Origin of the sequence: Sedimentibacter sp. B4 (genome assembly GCF_000309315.1) — a bacterium.
In the GTDB taxonomy this organism is placed as follows: domain Bacteria; phylum Bacillota; class Clostridia; order Tissierellales; family Sedimentibacteraceae; genus Sedimentibacter; species Sedimentibacter saalensis.
Genome location: NZ_CANG01000037.1, coordinates 66,901 through 83,572, shown reverse-complemented (window position 1 = coordinate 83,572; position 16,672 = coordinate 66,901). Strand labels below are relative to the sequence as shown.

The 16,672-nt window shown below is 36.0% G+C and carries 20 protein-coding genes and 1 pseudogene; 20 read left to right on the top strand and 1 reads right to left on the bottom strand.

Going from position 1 to position 16,672, the window contains the following annotated elements:
* The 15 genes and pseudogenes from BN358_RS07205 to BN358_RS07135 all read left to right on the top strand — a co-directional run.
* On the top strand, window positions 1-700 hold a 700-nt coding region (locus BN358_RS07205; RefSeq protein ID WP_019228557.1), incomplete at its 5' end, for a PhzF family phenazine biosynthesis protein.
* A 13-nt stretch (window positions 701-713) separates the two neighbouring features.
* A complete protein-coding gene (locus BN358_RS07200; protein ID WP_019228556.1) occupies window positions 714-1,067 on the top strand; it encodes a DRTGG domain-containing protein in 354 nt (117 codons plus the stop codon).
* On the top strand, window positions 1,060-1,485 hold the full coding sequence (locus BN358_RS07195; RefSeq protein ID WP_019228555.1) for an ATP-binding protein: 426 nt from the start codon (window positions 1,060-1,062) through the stop codon (window positions 1,483-1,485). The genes BN358_RS07200 and BN358_RS07195 overlap by 8 nt, the downstream gene beginning before the upstream one ends.
* Window positions 1,486-1,494: 9 nt before the next feature.
* Window positions 1,495-2,742 carry a [Fe-Fe] hydrogenase large subunit C-terminal domain-containing protein gene (locus BN358_RS07190; RefSeq protein WP_019228554.1) on the top strand — a complete coding sequence of 416 codons (1,248 nt, stop codon included), beginning with the start codon at window positions 1,495-1,497 and terminating at the stop codon, window positions 2,740-2,742.
* Window positions 2,743-2,745: 3 nt separating this feature from the next.
* Window positions 2,746-3,078, top strand: coding sequence for a hypothetical protein (locus BN358_RS07185; RefSeq protein ID WP_019228553.1), 333 nt, complete (start codon window positions 2,746-2,748; stop codon window positions 3,076-3,078).
* A complete protein-coding gene (locus BN358_RS07180; RefSeq protein WP_019228552.1) occupies window positions 3,075-3,764 on the top strand; it encodes a PHP domain-containing protein in 690 nt (229 codons plus the stop codon). The genes BN358_RS07185 and BN358_RS07180 overlap by 4 nt, the downstream gene beginning before the upstream one ends.
* A gap of 37 nt (window positions 3,765-3,801) precedes the next feature.
* Window positions 3,802-4,347, top strand: a complete 546-nt coding sequence (locus tag BN358_RS07175) for an ATP-binding protein (protein WP_019228551.1) — start codon at window positions 3,802-3,804, stop codon at window positions 4,345-4,347.
* A gap of 186 nt (window positions 4,348-4,533) precedes the next feature.
* Complete coding sequence (gene rsxC / locus BN358_RS26000) at window positions 4,534-5,865, top strand: electron transport complex subunit RsxC (protein ID WP_019228550.1); 1,332 nt, start codon at window positions 4,534-4,536, stop codon at window positions 5,863-5,865.
* Window positions 5,866-5,877: 12 nt separating this feature from the next.
* Window positions 5,878-6,828 carry an RnfABCDGE type electron transport complex subunit D gene (locus tag BN358_RS25995; protein WP_019228549.1) on the top strand — a complete coding sequence of 317 codons (951 nt, stop codon included), beginning with the start codon at window positions 5,878-5,880 and terminating at the stop codon, window positions 6,826-6,828.
* Window positions 6,818-7,384: an RnfABCDGE type electron transport complex subunit G gene (locus tag BN358_RS07160; RefSeq protein ID WP_019228548.1), complete on the top strand. Its 567-nt coding sequence runs from the start codon at window positions 6,818-6,820 to the stop codon at window positions 7,382-7,384. The genes BN358_RS25995 and BN358_RS07160 overlap by 11 nt, the downstream gene beginning before the upstream one ends.
* A 9-nt stretch (window positions 7,385-7,393) precedes the next feature.
* Complete coding sequence (gene rsxE, locus BN358_RS07155) at window positions 7,394-7,990, top strand: electron transport complex subunit RsxE (protein WP_019228547.1); 597 nt, start codon at window positions 7,394-7,396, stop codon at window positions 7,988-7,990.
* 12 nt (window positions 7,991-8,002) lie between these two features.
* Complete coding sequence (gene rsxA, locus BN358_RS07150; protein ID WP_019228546.1) at window positions 8,003-8,578, top strand: electron transport complex subunit RsxA; 576 nt, start codon at window positions 8,003-8,005, stop codon at window positions 8,576-8,578.
* Window positions 8,579-8,590: 12 nt separating this feature from the next.
* Window positions 8,591-9,562, top strand: a complete 972-nt coding sequence (locus tag BN358_RS07145; RefSeq protein WP_019228545.1) for a 4Fe-4S binding protein — start codon at window positions 8,591-8,593, stop codon at window positions 9,560-9,562.
* Window positions 9,563-9,674: 112 nt separating this feature from the next.
* Entirely contained in the window at window positions 9,675-10,313 is a 639-nt protein-coding gene (locus BN358_RS07140) for an isochorismatase family cysteine hydrolase (protein WP_019228544.1), read from the top strand.
* Between the two features lie 10 nt (window positions 10,314-10,323).
* Window positions 10,324-11,782, top strand: a pseudogene (locus BN358_RS07135) (nicotinate phosphoribosyltransferase).
* Window positions 11,783-11,853: 71 nt separating this feature from the next.
* On the opposite strand, the gene BN358_RS07130 reads toward BN358_RS07135, so the two are convergent.
* Entirely contained in the window at window positions 11,854-13,044 is a 1,191-nt protein-coding gene (locus tag BN358_RS07130; protein WP_019228543.1) for a coenzyme F420-0:L-glutamate ligase, read from the bottom strand.
* 124 nt (window positions 13,045-13,168) lie between these two features.
* Here BN358_RS07130 and BN358_RS07125 point away from each other — a divergent pair, with 124 nt between their 5' ends.
* The 5 genes from BN358_RS07125 (at window position 13,169) to tmk (ending at window position 16,664) form a co-directional block, all read left to right on the top strand.
* Window positions 13,169-13,822 (top strand): aromatic acid exporter family protein, encoded by a 654-nt coding sequence (locus BN358_RS07125; protein WP_019228542.1) that lies wholly within the window; start codon window positions 13,169-13,171, stop codon window positions 13,820-13,822.
* 161 nt (window positions 13,823-13,983) lie between these two features.
* The gene (locus tag BN358_RS07120) at window positions 13,984-14,250 is read left to right on the top strand and encodes a pro-sigmaK processing inhibitor BofA family protein (protein ID WP_019228541.1); all 267 of its coding nucleotides are present in this window, start codon (window positions 13,984-13,986) and stop codon (window positions 14,248-14,250) included.
* 119 nt (window positions 14,251-14,369) lie between these two features.
* Entirely contained in the window at window positions 14,370-14,501 is a 132-nt protein-coding gene (locus tag BN358_RS28300) for a hypothetical protein (RefSeq protein WP_019228540.1), read from the top strand.
* A 124-nt stretch (window positions 14,502-14,625) separates the two neighbouring features.
* Complete coding sequence (locus tag BN358_RS07115) at window positions 14,626-16,056, top strand: aminotransferase class I/II-fold pyridoxal phosphate-dependent enzyme (RefSeq protein ID WP_019228539.1); 1,431 nt, start codon at window positions 14,626-14,628, stop codon at window positions 16,054-16,056.
* On the top strand, window positions 16,053-16,664 hold the full coding sequence (tmk, locus tag BN358_RS07110) for a dTMP kinase (RefSeq protein ID WP_019228538.1): 612 nt from the start codon (window positions 16,053-16,055) through the stop codon (window positions 16,662-16,664). The genes BN358_RS07115 and tmk overlap by 4 nt, the downstream gene beginning before the upstream one ends.
* Window positions 16,665-16,672 lie beyond the last annotated feature (8 nt).

Genomic DNA, 16,672 nt, shown 5'->3' with positions numbered 1-16,672 from the left:
CTTCTTCACTCCTTTGTGTGAGGTTGAATTATGCGGACATGCCACAATTGCTGCCTTTTTTTATCTGGGACTTGAGGGTTTTATCAATGGATTAAATGAAGCAAAAAAGGTTTATCAGAGAACAAAGGCAGGAGTGCTTGAAATTGAAGTGATTTTTAAGGACGGTATTCCTCAGTACGTCTTGATGCAACAATCACAGCCTAAAATTTATGAAGAGCTCGAAGGCGTAGATGTGACAAAAATAGCAAAATCTTTGAATATTGAAGAAAGACAGATTGGGCTTGAAGGACATGATATTAAGGCTGCGATAGTTTCTACGGGGCTTAAGGACATTATAATACCTGTTAAGTCAAGGGACGTTCTGAACAATATTCAAGCAGATCTAAATTTAATTGAAGATTTTTCCATTGAAAAAGGTGTTGTGGGTTACCACGTTTATTCAATGGAAAGAAATCAGTTTTTTGCAAGAAATTTTGCTCCTGCAGTGGGCATAAACGAAGAATGTGCCACTGGTACATCAAACGGAGCTCTGGGAAGCCTTTTGTTTATGAAAAAAATTACTCATGGAATCATGGAAGTAATCCAAGGGGAATCAATGAAACAAAAAAGTTTAATATTTGTGCAGGTTTCAGAAAATAACCACATAATGGATGTTCGTGTGGGAGGAAAAGCTTCGATTCTTAAAAATATATATTTTTAATATGGGGGTTTTTATGAGAATTAATGAGATGGCGTCAATTTTAAATGCAGAAATTATTACAGACTTCAGCGATGAAAGTACAGATATCAACTATGGATTTGCCAGTGACTTAATGAGTGATGTTTTGGCGTTTGCAACAAGCGATTCACTTCTTATTACAGGTCTTAACAACCAACAGGTTATAAGGACTGCTGAGATGATGGACATTACCACTGTTATATTTGTAAGGGGTAAGAAACCGGGTAAAGAAATAGTAGATTTGGCTGTAGAGAATAAATTGACAATTTTGGCGACAGACTATACCATGTTTAAAACCTGTGGTCTCTTGGTTATAAATGGAATGAAGGGAATTGAAGGTAATGACTGAAAACTTTTTAAAAAGGTACAGTTTCAACATTGCTGCAAATGATTTCATAAGTGCAGGTAAAGCTTCCAGTGCTATAAAGGGCAATTTAAAATCAATGGGAATTAATGCACATATTGTTAGAAGAATTGCTATAATATCATATGAGGCAGAAATAAACATTGTAATCCATTCACTTGGAGGACAGCTTCACTGCGACCTATACCATGATAGAATAGTGATCACATCAAATGACGTGGGACCCGGAATAAATGATATTGAAATGGCAATGACAGAAGGATTTTCAACTGCTCCAGAATCCGTAAGGGAACTTGGTTTTGGAGCCGGCATGGGTTTGCCTAACATGAAAAAATATTCTGATGATTTTAAAATAACCTCAGGCAGCAATGGTACAGAGATTGTAATAACTATATTCCTATAGGAGGCTAAAATGAATTTTTCTATTATGTTCGATAAGGAAAAATGCAAGGGTTGCACCAATTGCATGAAAAGGTGTCCTACCCAGGCTATAAGGCTTATCGACGGCAAGGCATTCATAAACAGCACTAAATGCATACATTGCGGCGAATGCATAAAAATATGCCCATACAGTGCATATACTCCTGAACCTATAGAATGGTATGAAGAAATGCATTATTCTTCTTATAAATATAAAATTGCAATTCCAGGTACTACACTGTATGGTCAGTTTCCGAAAAAAATAGACATATGCAGAGTTCAAAATGCAATATTGAAGCTTGGTTTCGATTATGTATACGATGCAAGCTGGGCAGCAGAAATAGTTGCAAAAGCCATAGCAAAAAAAATCGGCAAGGAAAAAATGATAAGACCTTTGATTTCTGCAAACTGTCCAGCAGCAGTCAGGCTCATTAAAAACAGGTACCCATCTCTTATGGACAATTTGATACTACTTAAGGAACCTATGGAAATAGGAGCAATGATGGCAAGGGAAAGGGCAAAGAAACTATATAACCTCAAGGACGATGAAATAGGAGTTTTTTATATATCACCATGTCCTGCAAAACTTTTAGCTGTAACAGACCCCATAGGAAATTACAAGCCTTCTGTTGACTGGGTAATTCCATTGAACACAATTTATGGTGATTTGTACAGAGAAGTTCTCTCTCAGGATAACAAGACGTGTTCATATCCTTCTGCAAGCGGAATTAAATGGGCTGTGTCCGGAGGTCAATCGGAATCAGCAGGTCTTAACAATTACATTGCCGTTAATGGAATGGAAAACATAATTCAAATACTCGATGAAATAGAAAACGGAAGATTAAACGATGTTGATTATGTGGAAGCTTTAGCCTGTGTTCAGGGGTGTGTCGGCGGAACTTTCAATGTTGTAAATCCTTTTGTTGCAAGCAGCAACATTAAGAACATTATAAGCTGTGCAGATTATGAATGCATAAATCCTGATCTTGACAGATTTGAAGAACTGTATGAATCAGGAGTGCTAAAGTACAGGCTCATGGAAGAAAACAATCCAAACAATTTCAACATGAAAGAAGCAATTGAAAGAAGTGAAAAAATAAAGGAAATAACAGATTTGCTTCCCGGACTTGACTGTGGTTCCTGCGGAGCGCCCACATGCAGCGCTCATGCTGAGGATGTTTATAACAACCAGTCAAAATTGTATGACTGCGTTGTATTAAGAGCTAACGAAAAGAGGTAGATTATGAAGACAATAGAATTTGCTCAAGGTTTAAATTTGGAACCTTTGTTCAGTACAGACAAGGACATGAATGTTGAAGGTGTTTATGTAGGAGATTTATTAAGCATAGTAATGGCAAAGGCAAAACAAAATTATGCCTGGATAACCATACAAACTCACATAAACATAGTTGCTGTTGCCGATCTTTTGGATTTGTCATGCATAATTGTAGTGGAAAATATGGAAGTGGAGGAAGAAACACTTGAAAAAGCCAAGGAGCTTGACATACCTATTTTTAAAGCAAAGGAAAGCGCCTACAGTGTTGCATGCAATCTTTTTAAAATGGGAATAAAATGAAATTTTATTACGACCTTCATATTCATTCTGATTTGTCGCCCTGCGGAAGCAGCGATATGACTCCTAATAATATTGTTAATATGTCATATATAAAAGGACTCAATATTATTTCTGTAACAGACCACAACACTGCAAGAAATTTACCTCCAGTAGTCATGCTTGGAGAAAGGGCAGGCATAAAGGTGGTGCCGGGAATAGAAGTAACAACAAAAGAAGAAGTCCACGTTCTTTGTTATTTCAGAAATCTTATTGATGCTCTTCAATTCGGTGATATTATATATTCTTTGTTACCCGAAATGGTGAACAATCCAATTATTTTCGGAGAACAGAACATTTATAATGAGTTGGATGAAAAAACAGGGAGTCTTGGAAAGCTTTTGTTAAATGCAGTATCATTGTCAATTGGGGAAGTGCACAACTTGGCTGTTTCTCATCACGGCATCATGGTACCTGCCCACATAAATAAAAAATCAAACAGCATATTAGGAGTTCTTGGTTTTATTCCGAAAAATTTATGCATTGATCTTGTGGAGATTTATGATAAAACAGCGATTGATGAAAAGTATGTTGAAGGGTTAAGAATCTTAAGAAATTCTGATGCTCATCAGCTTATTGATATATCTGAAGCAAAGAATTTTTTTGAGCTTGATGACATTGAAGATATTTACGATTACATGAACATATAAAGTCGCAGATGCGACTTTTTATATTAACGGAGGAATTATGAAAGAAATTTCAATGCATATTTTGGATATTGTAATGAACAGCGTTAAAGCCAAATCAACGCTTATAGAAATAGAAGTTGAAGACAGCGTGAAAAAAAACTGCCTGAATATTATAATCAAGGACAATGGTATAGGCATGAGCGAAGAAATGCTTAAAAAGGTCACAAATCCTTTTTTTACTACACGTACAACCAGAAAGGTTGGTCTGGGTCTTCCAATGCTCAAAGAATCATGTGAAAGATGCAATGGAAAATTGACCATTGATTCACAATTAGGAGCAGGAACCATGCTGAAATGTTTCTTTGAAAGAAATAATATTGACCGTGCCCCCATGGGAAACATGGGCGAAACTATTATGACAATAATAAATTCTTTGCATGATTGTGAATTAATTTACACTCATTACACAGACTGCGGAATGTTTTCTCTTAGTACTGAAGAAATAAAGAATATACTTGATGGAGGAGATATTTTAGACAGCTCTGTCCTCCTTTGGATCAAGGAATACATCAATGAAAATATTAGAGAATTATCTATAAATTAACAAGCAAATTCATGGAATTTACATCCATTGCTTGCAAATTAACAAAAATGATGATAGAATTTTTAAGAATAACAAAAAAAGATGTTTAAAAGTTAAATATAATCTGTTATAATCGTTATGTTTGATTACTAAATATTCTTTTATATAATTCTTTTATATAAACAATTAAAACAAGAGGTGGTAAATATGAGCACAAAGTTGTTTACTTTTAAAGGTGGAGTACATCCCCCTCAAAACAAGACATTTACGCAAAATGTGCCGATTGAAGATGCAGTTGATCCTAAAATTGTTGTTATCCCATTATCACAGCACATAGGAGCACCTTGCGATCCATTGGTAGCTGTAGGCGATACAGTTAAAGTTGGTCAAAAAATAGGCGAATCAAAAGCCTTTGTTTCAGTACCTGTTCATTCAAGCGTATCTGGAACAGTTAAAAAAATTGAACAGCATCAAGTTCCCGGAGGTTCGAAAGTTAATTGTATAATTATAGAATCTGATGGAAAGTTTGAAGTTCATGAATCTGTTCAGCCAAAAGGCAGTTTAGAAAGTCTTTCAAAAGATGAAATTTTATCAATCATCAAAGAAGCTGGTATGGCAGGCATGGGCGGAGCAGCATTCCCTACTCATGTTAAACTTGCTCCTCCAAAGGACAAGGTTATAGACGTGCTGTTGGTAAACGGAGCTGAATGTGAACCTTATCTCACAGCAGACCACAGAATTATGCTTGAAAAGCCTGAACTTGTAATGCTTGGCATAAAAGCCATAAAAAAGGCTCTTGGTGTTGAGAAATGTTATATTGCTATTGAAAAAAACAAACCGGATGCAATTGAAACATTGCAAAAATTAGCCCAAGGCGAAGACGGCATTGAAGTATGCCCTATGGAAGTAAAATATCCTCAAGGGGATGAAAAGAGAATTATCAATGCAATTACAGGAAGAATAGTTCCTTCAGGCGGACTTCCTATGGAAGTTGGCTGTGTTGTAGAAAATGTTGGAACAGTTGCTACAATTGGAAATGTATTTTTGACAGGCATGCCTGCAGTACAAAGAGTTGTTACTGTATCAGGAAGCGCTGTAAAAAATCCTAAGAATATTTACGTAAGAATAGGTACATTATTTAAAGATGTTATTGAGCAGTGCGGCGGTTACTCTGAAGAACCTGGAAAAATATTAAATGGCGGACCTATGATGGGTATTGCGCAATTTACAGATGAAGTTCCGGTTGTTAAGGGAACATCAGGTATATTGGTATTCAACAAAAAGGATGCACAGATTCCTGAGCCTTCAAATTGTATTTTGTGCGGCAGATGCGTTGAAGCATGCCCTGTTTATTTGCAGCCATACAAGATCAGCAGATTTTCAATGTTGAAAAAATTCGACGAAGCTGATGAACTGCATGGAGCAGATTGCATCGAATGCGGCGGTTGTTCTTATGTATGTCCTGCAAAGAGACCTTTAAAAGAGACAATCAGCATCGCTAAAAAAGAAATATTAACAAGACGCAAAAAGGCAAAATAGGAGGAAATACAGATGGAAAATAAATTGATTGGTTCATCGTCACCTCATATTAGATCCGATGAAACAACTCAAAAATTAATGCTGGACGTTATTATTGGATTAACACCGGCATTGGCAGCAAGTATATTTTATTTTGGATTTAATTCAATTGTATTATTGGTGGCTTCTGTTGCAGCAGCTGTAGTAACAGAGTATTTGTGCGAAAGAGCCATGGGCAGAGCTATAACAGTTACAGATTTGAGTGCTGTTGTAACAGGTATATTGTTGGCTTTTAACTTACCGGCATCAGCACCATGGTGGGTTGCTGTAGTTGGTGCTGCATTTGCGATAGCAGTAGTAAAGCAGGTTTTTGGTGGACTTGGTTTTAACTTTTTGAACCCGGCATTAGCTGGAAGAGCATTTTTAATGGCATCATGGTCAACACATATGACAACAGGATTTATAAATCCGGTTACGGATGTTGTTGCTTCTGCAACACCATTAGCAATATTAAAAGGTACAGCAACAGGCACACTTCCATCAGTTATGGACATGCTGCTTGGTAATATACCTGGAGTTATTGGAGAAACTTCAGCAATACTTCTTTTAATAGGCGGTATTTATTTAATATACAGAGGAACCATAAAGTGGATTATTCCTGTAGTATATATTGGCACAGTAGCTGTAATAGCACTAGTTGTTGACGGAGGAGGCATGCTTTTATATCATATATTAGGCGGCGGACTCATGCTTGGAGCATTTTTTATGGCAACTGACTATTCAACAAGCCCAGTTACTGACAAGGGTAAAGTTATTTTTGCTGTGGGAGCAGGTGCGCTGACAATGCTTATCAGAAAAGTTGGCGGATATCCTGAAGGAGTAAGCTATTCTATACTTCTTATGAACATTTTAACTCCTATGATAGATAAGTATGTTACACCGAAAGTTTTTGGAGTAGCAGGAGGTGTAAAGAATGAAAAATAGTTATGTACGTTTAGGCGGTATTTTATTTTTAATTGCTGCTATATCAGCAGGTGTGCTTGCATTTTTGAATGATTCTACAAAGGATTTAATTGCTAAGAACGAAGCCATGGCTGCCACAAGCCCTGAAGTTTTGGAATCAGTTATGCCTGGTTCAGTAATGTTCAATGACTATGCAGATGCAGCTTTAGTTGAAACTATAAAATCAGAAAACGGAAAATTCGTAAATCTTCAAACAGCTGTAGATGCTTCTAACAATGAACTTGGTTATGTTGTAAGAACATTCAGTACAGTAGCTGGTTATGGCGGAGATATGGAATTGTTTGTGGGTATTTCTCCAGAAGGCAAAATTACAGGCGTAAATGTAGTTTCACATTCTGAGACTTCAGGTCTGGGTTCAAGAACTACAGAGCCGTCGTTCACTTCACAGTTTGCCGGCAAGGATGCAACTGCAGAAATTACTGATTTTGATGCTATAACAGGAGCTACTAAGTCTTCTAAATCATTCCTGAGCGCAGTAAACAACGCAATAAGCATCTATGATCAATATTTAAAATAGGAGGAAGACATGAACAAATTAGATATATTTAAGAATGGTATTACCAAAGAGAATCCTATTTTAGTTCAACAGGTTGGTATGTGTGCAACACTTGCTGTTACAACTTCTCTTTTAAACGGAATAGGAATGGGAATCGCAGTTATAGCTGTTTTGACAGGATCAAACATAGTTATTTCTCTTTTAAGAAAATTTATACCCGATGAGGTACGTATACCTGCATTCGTTATAATAATAGCAGCATTTACAACTATAGTTGACTTATTGATGCACGCATATACTTTTGCATTATATCAGGCACTGGGTGTATTTATACCTTTGATAGTTGTAAACTGTTTAATTCTTGCCAGAGCAGAAGCATTTGCATTTAAAAACGGTGTAGTTGATTCTATTATTGACGGTCTTGGAATGGGAGCAGGCTACCTGGTTGCAATGATCTTATTAAGTTCAGTAAGAGAATTTTTAGGTAATGGAACACTTTTTGGAATAAATGTCCTTCCGGCATCTTATGAGCCGATGATGATTGCAATTCAACCACCGGGAGCTTTCATTATACTTGGATTACTGATAGGTCTTGTAAATTACCTTTCAAGAAGAAAGAAAGCATAGGGGGTACGATAGATGAATTTGATTAGTTTATTTATAACATCTGCGATTGTTAACAACATAATATTTTCGCAGTTTTTAGGAGCATGTCCTTTCCTTGGAGTTTCTAAAAAAATAGATACAGCAGCAGGTATGGGTATTGCCGTAATATTCGTTATTACATTGGCTTCCGTTATAACATACATTGTTCAGAAAGCAATTTTGGATACATTAGGATTACAGTATCTGCAGACAATTATGTTTATATTGATTATTGCAGCATTGGTTCAGTTTGTTGAAATGTTCTTGAAGAAATCAGCTCCTGGTCTATATCAGGCACTTGGTATTTATTTGCCGCTGATTACTACAAACTGTGCAGTTCTAGGTGTTGCCATCATAAACATTACAAAAGAATATAACTTCATAGAAGCTATGGTAAACTCTGTTGGAACATCATTGGGATTTTTCATTGCAATTGTGTTGTTTGCAGGAGTGAGAGATAAAGTTGATAATGCAGATTTGCCGGAATCATTGAAAGGTTCAGCTATTTCTCTGGTTGCAGCGGGTCTTATGTCTATTGCATTCCTTGGATTCTCAGGATTGCAATTATAGGAGGGTAATAAAATGGTTATAGTAAGTGCAGCAGCGGTAACTGGTGGAATAGGTGTTGTTTGCGGTGTCTTGTTGGCAGTTGCAGCAAAGCTATTTGCAGTTGAAGTTGATCAAAAAGTAATTGAAGTAAGAAATGCATTACCTGGAGCAAACTGCGGCGGATGTGGATTTGCAGGATGTGATGCATTGGCAAATGCCATTGCAGCCGGAAAAGCTCCTGTTAACGGATGTCCTGTTGCAAACAAGCAGGCTCATGAAAAAATTGCTTCTATCATGGGAGTAACTGCAGACGAATCAGAAAAGAAAGTTGCACATGTAATGTGTCAGGGCTGCGATACGGTAGCAAAACAAAAATATGAATATAATGGAGTTCCTGACTGCAAGGCAGCAGCAGCAGTTATGGGCGGAAATAAATCATGTGACAAAGGATGTCTGGGATTTGGAAACTGTAAAGTAGTATGTGCTTTTGATGCTATTGAAATAGTTGACGGACTGGCAGTAATAGATAAAGATAAATGTACTTCATGCGGAAAATGTGTTGAAGAGTGTCCAAAAGCTGTTATTGAGTTTGTTCCTTACAAAAACAATGTAATTGTTGGATGCCACAACAAAGATTTCGGCAAAGCCGTAAAAGATGTTTGCTCAGTAGGCTGCATTGGCTGTAAAATCTGTGAAAAGAACTGTGCATTTGATGCAATTCACGTAACAGACAACTTGGCAAAAGTTGATTACGACAAATGTACACACTGTATGGTTTGCGTTGAAAAGTGCCCTACAAAGGCAATTCAAGGAGATTTGCTTTCTAGAAAGAAAGCTAATATAGTTGAAGAAGGCTGTATAGGATGTACAATATGCGCAAAAAATTGTCCTGTAAGTGCAATCGAAGGCGAACTGAAAAAGACACACAAGGTTGACCCTGACAAGTGCATTGGATGCGGAGTATGTGCTACAAAATGTCCTAAGAAAACAATTGAAATGAAATAGTTTAAAGACTGTGTCTTAAGGGACACAGTTTTTTTACTTGCAATTATTTTTTGACAAATGAAGAAATTGAAATTATAATGAAGTAAATTATAATTAACCAAAGGAATGAATTATGGAAGCTTTGAAAAAGATAGAAAACGATTTAAAAGGAAAAACCATTGAACTTTTAGAATTTGACAAAGACAAAACTGTATTGATTGTCGTTGACATGGTCAATGGTTTTGTTTATTCAGGACCTTTGTCTTCACCAAGAGTAGCAGGAATTGTAAAAAATATTGCTGGGTTAAATGAAAAAACCAATGGCTTTAAAAAGGTTTTTTTCATGGACAGTCATGAAGAAAATTCAAAGGAATTTGGAAGTTTTCCGCTGCACTGCATAAAGGGAAGCCATGAAGCAGAGCTTATACCGGAACTTAAAACTAAATTTTCAGAAGGACCGGATACATTATATATTGAAAAAAACAGCACAAATGGTTTTTTCACCGGTGAATTTCAGCAGTGGCTTGAGAAAAATATAAATGAAGTTGATAATTATATTATAACGGGCTGTGTAACAGACATATGCGTGCTTCAGCTTGCCTTAAGCCTGAAGGCATATTTCAACGAAATGAACAAATGTAAAAGAATAGTAGTGCCCAAAGATTGTGTTGAAACATATGACGGCGGTTCACATGATGGACATCTAATGAATTTATTTGCTCTTTACAACATGCACACAAGCGGCATTGAAATAGCAGATAAAATAAACTAAGGAGAATAATATGTATTATAATAATTTTGGCGACAGAAAATTACCCATGCTGATGGATTTTTACGAGCTCACCATGGCAAATGGATATTTTGCTAACGGAATGAAAGATGATATCGTATATTTTGACATGTTCTTCAGAAAAAACCCAGACGGAGCAGGTTTTTCCATTGTTGCTGGATTAGAACAGGTTATTCAGTACATAAAAGAATTGAAATTCAATGATCACGACATAGAATATTTAAGAAGCAAAAATATGTTCAAGGAAGAATTTTTACAGTATCTGAAAAACTTCAAATTTTCAGGAGATATTTACGCTATTCCTGAAGGTACTCCTGTTTTTCCAAACGAACCTCTCATAACAGTAAGAGCAAAGTCCATAGATGCTCAGCTCATTGAAACAATGCTTCTTTTGACCATTAATCATCAAAGTCTCATAGCCACAAAGGCAAACCGTGTTGTGAGGGCTGCTAAGGGTAGACCAATCATGGAGTTTGGAGCAAGAAGAAGCCAGGGCTATGACGGTGCCATTTATGGAGCAAGAGCTGCTTATATAGGAGGAGTTGTGGGAACTGCCACAACGTTGGCTGATGAAGCATTTGGCGTCCCTGCCTTAGGCACAATGGCTCATTCATGGGTTCAGATGTACGAAAGTGAATATGAAGCCTTTAAAGTGTATGCAGAGAACTACCCTGACAGCTGCACGCTTTTAATAGATACATACAATGTAATAAAAAGCGGAATTCCAAATGCCATAAGAATTTCTAAGGAAATCCTTGAACCAATGGGAAAGAGGCTCAAGGGAGTGAGAATTGACTCAGGAGACATAGCATATTTAAGCAAAAAGTGCAGGAAGATGCTAAACGAAGCAAATCTCCATGACTGCGCTATTGTAGCTTCAAACAGCCTTGATGAATTCATCATAACGGATCTCCTTGACCAGGGAGCAAAAATTGATTCTTTTGGAGTTGGTGAAAGACTTATAACAGCGAAGTCAGAGCCTGTTTTCGGCTGCGTATACAAGCTTGCAGCCATTGAAAAAAACGGTGAAATCATACCAAAAATTAAAATATCTGAAAATGAAGAAAAAATAACCAACCCCGGCTAATAAAAAAGTATGGAGACTGTATGACAAAAAAGCTGACAATCCAATTGCAGATGTGGTTGCCCTTCACAATGAAGTAATTGACGACACAAAACCATACACCATATTTGATGAAATTCATGTTTGGAAAAAGAAAAAAGTTACAAGGTTTTATGCGAAAAATCTACAGGTACCTGTCTTCATAGGGGGCGAATGTGTTTATGAAAGCCCGAGTTTAAATGAAATAAGAGACTACTGTAAAAAGGAAGTTGACAATTTGTGGAATGAAGTAAAGAGGTTTACAAATCCTCACACATATTATGTTGACCTTTCATCGGATTTGTGGATTTGCAAACAGGATTTAATAGGGCAGTACAGCTTTAAATAAAATATCCCCCAAGACGGGGATATTTTTAATTAAGAAATAGAATATACATTGCGTATTAATGTTAAACGTTGTTATTTTGAGAAGCTGTCAAAATACCCCTGTATGTATATGATGGGTGTTCCTTTGTCTCCGCTTCCTGAAGTCAGGTCGCATAATGAACCTATGAGGTCTGTAAGTCTTCTTGGAGTCGTTCCCTGAGATTCCATGCTGTCTTTTAGATCACTTTTTTTATTTTCAATGTATTTTGATATTTCGTTTCTAAGCTCTTCGCCTTTAAGGTGGGAGAACTGATTGTCTGCTAGGTATTTAAGCTTCAGTTCGTTTGGTGTGCCTATTAATCCATCTGTATATCCCGGTGATACTACCGGGTCAGCAAGTTCCCATATTTTGCCCACAGGGTCCTTAAAGGCTCCGTCCCCGTAGACCATAACTTCGATTTTTTTGCCTGACATTTCAAAAAGTTTGTCTTGTATGTCAATAACAAGTTCCCTGCAGTTTCTCGGAAAAAGTTTCACTGTATCTTCCTTGGCCTTGTTTGAGCCCAGCAATCCGTAGCTTTCGTTATAACCGCTTCCGTTAACGGATGAAGTGAGAATGTCGTCAAGACCATACACTTTCTTAGCTCCTGCAGCCTTTAACAGTCTCTTGCTCCTGTTTCTTGTGTGAATGTCACATGTTATGACGCTGTCGGTATATTCAAGAATGCTTGCGGGATTGTTGGAAAATATTACTTCAACTTCTGCACCGCTTTCACGGATCAGTTCTGAATAATATTCAATATAATCAATGCCAGTAAAAACGTGGCGTGTATTTACAAAGTTTTTTCTGAACTGTTCTTCTGTCAGAACATCTGCCCATGGATTAATACCCTTTTCATCCAGCAGGTCAATGTCAACCAGAGCATTGCCCACCTCATCAGAAGGATAACTGAACATAAGGTATATTTTTTTAAATGATTTTGCAATTCCTCTTAAGCAAATAGCAAATCTGTTCCTGCTAAGTATTGGAAAAATTAATCCTACAGTATCTTCTTCAAACTTTTGCCCTACATCATGTGCAATGTGTTCAATGCTTGCATAGTTGCCCTGAGCTCTGGCAACCACAGCTTCTGTTACAGCTACAATGTCTCTGTCTCTCAAAGAAAAACCTTCTGCCGAAGATGCCCTAAGAACCGAATCAACAGTAATTTGAACTATATCATCGCCGTTTGATATTATTGGAGCTCTCAATCCCCTTACAACTGTTCCGACTGTTCTATCCATTTTTCTCCTTAAAAATTTTATTTAATAATTTATCTTTTTATATTATAATACAAATCAAGAAAGCTGTAAACCATGCTTAAGTAATAGAAAATCTGTAGTATTTCGAAAATGAAGTGGAGGATATATGAATTTACCCAAAATAGGAATGCGAAATATTAAAACAACTTTATCGGTTTTTTTATGTCTTTTGCTGTTTGATTTAATAAGCAGGGAGAATTCAATTTATGCTTGTGTAGCTGCTGTAATATGCATGCAGAATACAATTGTTGATTCCTTGGAAAAAGGTGTTTCGAGAGTTCTTGGCACAATTGTTGGAGGACTTGTAGGAATATTTGTGCTATTTGTTGTAAGTGAAGTCTTTGTCGTCAGTGAAGAAATGATGATTTTTATAATTCCTTTAGGAATAATACTTCTTATTGAAATTTGCGTTATGATTGACCAAAAGCAAGCTGTCATAATAAGTTGTGTTGTATACTTGAGTATTTTAATTTCAAAAAACCGTGATGGAGGATATGTTCTTTATACTGTAAACAGAGTGCTTGACACTTCTGTTGGTATTATAATAGCGCTCATGGTCAACAAGTATGTGGTAATGCCTGAAAGATTGAGGACTTTTTTAAATTCTTCGAAAAAAAATCAAGATGAAATAATTATTGATGTTATTGAAGATGAAAGTCGTATAAAAACAGAAGATATTGATTTAAATGAACAGCTCAAACAAGCAGGCGAGACTGATTTAAATGAAAAGCTTAATAATCAAAAAAATGAAAAAAATTAAATAGTTAATATAAAAAATTTAAATGATAAATGATAAATTTATTATTGACAACAGCCTCTCATTAATGTAATGTATGTTATTGTCATAATGGAATAAAAACGAGGACAACTTCATAAGATTAACTAACCGGAATACCGGAAAGTCAATGAGGAGGAGTCTTTGTGGGTGCTGATATAGGAATAGTAATGGCATATTCGGCTGGAATTATGTTAATATTCATGATATCCTGGCTATTTGTAAAACCACTGAAGTTTTTAGGCAAATTGATATTAAATTCTTTACTGGGTGCATTGTTTTTGATTGTATTTAATTATTTCGGGCAGTTTACAGGCGTTTACATCGGAGTAAACGAACTGACGTCATTGATTATAGGACTGCTTGGTATACCAGGATTTGTCGCTATACTTGTCGTAAATTTGCTTGTATAGAAGAACATCAAATTTTAATTCTTAAAATTTTTGTTGGACAACGAAATGCTGCTGTTATATAATAGATTATCATTAGCCTTTTGGCTGTGTATATTATTAATATGCGGAAGGTACAAATCATGTGGATAGAATACATTGTTCTTTTTTCTATTGCAATAATGGTTTTTTCAATTATGGTTGTTTTAACCGTTGAAACTGTGCATACTACTAAGAGAATTTCAAAGAAACGAAGCAGCAACACAACCAAGTAAACTGCATAGCAGTTAAATTATAAAAAGAGGAGATGAGCACTAATCCCAATATACAAGGCATAATATAACTTATGTGAGTATAAATTATTTTATTCAAAAAAGTAATTTTAACGGGAGATTAACAATGAAAAAACTGAACATTATTTCGGGGATAAAGCAGTATCGAAGTGAAGTAGATACAAATTTTCACATGCCTGGTCATAAAGGTAAAAATGGTATTTTAGATGAAATTGGAAACAATCTAAATTTTTATGACATTACAGAAACATTAGGTACAGACAATTTACATTACCCGACAGGATTTTTGAAGGATGCCATGGAATACATTGGAGAATCATATGGCTCTAAAAAATCATATATGGTTGTAAACGGGACATCCTGTGGAATCATATCGGCAATAATGGCATGTACTAACCCTGGAGATAAAATTCTTGTGCAAAGAGATTGTCACAAGTCTGTTTATAACGCTTGTATATTAGGAGATTTAAAATTATTTTATTTATATCCTGAATTCAATAAAAAACATGGTTTGAATTTCAGCATCAGCCTTGAAAAGCTGGAGCAGATGCTCATTGACAACCCTGATATAAAAATGGTTGTATTGACTTATCCTACATTCTACGGAATTTGCTTTGATGTTAAGAAAGCAGCTGAAATAGTTCACAAGTATGGTAAAATACTTATGATAGATGAAGCCCACGGCTCACACCTGCATTTTTGCAAGGATTTGCTGCCTCCATCAGCTGAAAGTTCAGGTGCTGATATAGTTACACAAAGCACTCATAAAACATTGCCATGCATGACTCAAGGTTCTATTATGCATATATTGTCAGACAGAGTAGATTTGAACAATGTTGAAACTATGCTTAGAATGCTTCAGACAACTTCGCCTTCATACATTTTGATGGCATCTATAGAAAATGCAGTTCATTGGATGAATGAAAATGGAGAAGAAAGACTGAAAAGAAATATTGAAGTTTTCAAGAGAAGAACTTTGGAACTTAGAAACATGGGTATAAATGTATTAGAAGACGACTTCCTTATTGGTGAAGGATGCTATGACTTTGATGCAACACGTGCAGTAATCAGCATGAGCGAGCTTGGAATAACAGGAACCGAGCTGCAGGAAATTTTAAGGTATGAATATAAAATTCAAATGGAATTTGCTGATTTAATGTACACTGTAGGCTATATCACAGCTACCGATGAACCAGAAGATATTAATAGATTATTTGATGCTGTAAAGGAAATTTACCTTGACAGAAGTCAAAGTAACGAAAAAAGAGAAATTGTACAAATAGAAGCATTTCCTCAGCTTCAGCATGAAAGAAAAATGCGTAAGGCATTTTATTCAGAAAACATACTGGTAGATATGGATGATTCTATAGGAAAAACAGCAGCTGAATTCATAATTCCGTATCCACCTGGAATACCTCTGGTATGCCCTGGTGAAATAATAGTGCCTGAAACAATTGAGTATGTTAAAGTTATGCTTGAAAACGGAATTAACGTAAACGGCGTTGATAAAAATAATCAGTTGAGAGTTGTAAAATGATTGGAAAATTTATAGTATTAGAAGGTCCGGATGGTTCAGGGAAAAGCACTATGGCTCAAAAAATAGGCCAGCATTTCCGTGAACAAGGAAAACAAATTGAATTTACAAGGGAACCTGGGGGAACTGACATAAGTGAAAAGATCAGGGAACTTATCCTGGACAGAAATAATACTGAAATGGATTACAGAACAGAAGCTTTGCTCTATGCTGCGGCTAGAGCACAGCTTGTTCATGAAAAAATAATTCCGTGGCTTCAGGAAGGTAAAGTTGTAATAAGTGAAAGATTTGTTTATTCTTCCCTTGTATATCAAGGGCTCGGAAGAAAACTAGGAATTGAAGAAATAAAAAAAATCAATGATTTCGGAACAAATGCTCTTAAGCCTGATATGGTTTTGCTTTTAGACGTAAACCCAGAAAAAGGTTTAAAAAGAAAGCTCTCCATTGACGGAGGAGACAGACTTGAAAATGAAAACATTTCTTTTCACCAGAAAGTTTATGAAGGATACAAAAATCTGGCAGAGTTTTGTCCTGAAATCAGAACCATAAATGCAGAAAGAACAATTGATGAAATTTTTAATGAAATTAAAGACATTATAAATTCATTATAGGAGGAACA

What these genes read in the sequence shown, in the direction of transcription:
- BN358_RS07200 (WP_019228556.1), top strand. Translation starts at nt 714, where the DNA reads ATGAGAATTAATGAGATGGCGTCAATTTTAAATGCAGAAATTATTACA.
- BN358_RS07130 (WP_019228543.1), bottom strand. Translation starts at nt 13,044, where the DNA reads ATGGATAGAACAGTCGGAACAGTTGTAAGGGGATTGAGAGCTCCAATA.
- BN358_RS25995 (WP_019228549.1), top strand. Translation starts at nt 5,878, where the DNA reads ATGGAAAATAAATTGATTGGTTCATCGTCACCTCATATTAGATCCGAT.
- rsxE (WP_019228547.1), top strand. Translation starts at nt 7,394, where the DNA reads ATGAACAAATTAGATATATTTAAGAATGGTATTACCAAAGAGAATCCT.
- rsxC (WP_019228550.1), top strand. Translation starts at nt 4,534, where the DNA reads ATGAGCACAAAGTTGTTTACTTTTAAAGGTGGAGTACATCCCCCTCAA.
- BN358_RS07190 (WP_019228554.1), top strand. Translation starts at nt 1,495, where the DNA reads ATGAATTTTTCTATTATGTTCGATAAGGAAAAATGCAAGGGTTGCACC.
- BN358_RS07185 (WP_019228553.1), top strand. Translation starts at nt 2,746, where the DNA reads ATGAAGACAATAGAATTTGCTCAAGGTTTAAATTTGGAACCTTTGTTC.
- rsxA (WP_019228546.1), top strand. Translation starts at nt 8,003, where the DNA reads ATGAATTTGATTAGTTTATTTATAACATCTGCGATTGTTAACAACATA.
- BN358_RS28300 (WP_019228540.1), top strand. Translation starts at nt 14,370, where the DNA reads ATGTGGATAGAATACATTGTTCTTTTTTCTATTGCAATAATGGTTTTT.
- BN358_RS07125 (WP_019228542.1), top strand. Translation starts at nt 13,169, where the DNA reads ATGAATTTACCCAAAATAGGAATGCGAAATATTAAAACAACTTTATCG.
- BN358_RS07140 (WP_019228544.1), top strand. Translation starts at nt 9,675, where the DNA reads ATGGAAGCTTTGAAAAAGATAGAAAACGATTTAAAAGGAAAAACCATT.
- BN358_RS07195 (WP_019228555.1), top strand. Translation starts at nt 1,060, where the DNA reads ATGACTGAAAACTTTTTAAAAAGGTACAGTTTCAACATTGCTGCAAAT.
- BN358_RS07180 (WP_019228552.1), top strand. Translation starts at nt 3,075, where the DNA reads ATGAAATTTTATTACGACCTTCATATTCATTCTGATTTGTCGCCCTGC.
- BN358_RS07160 (WP_019228548.1), top strand. Translation starts at nt 6,818, where the DNA reads ATGAAAAATAGTTATGTACGTTTAGGCGGTATTTTATTTTTAATTGCT.
- BN358_RS07145 (WP_019228545.1), top strand. Translation starts at nt 8,591, where the DNA reads ATGGTTATAGTAAGTGCAGCAGCGGTAACTGGTGGAATAGGTGTTGTT.
- tmk (WP_019228538.1), top strand. Translation starts at nt 16,053, where the DNA reads ATGATTGGAAAATTTATAGTATTAGAAGGTCCGGATGGTTCAGGGAAA.
- BN358_RS07175 (WP_019228551.1), top strand. Translation starts at nt 3,802, where the DNA reads ATGAAAGAAATTTCAATGCATATTTTGGATATTGTAATGAACAGCGTT.
- BN358_RS07115 (WP_019228539.1), top strand. Translation starts at nt 14,626, where the DNA reads ATGAAAAAACTGAACATTATTTCGGGGATAAAGCAGTATCGAAGTGAA.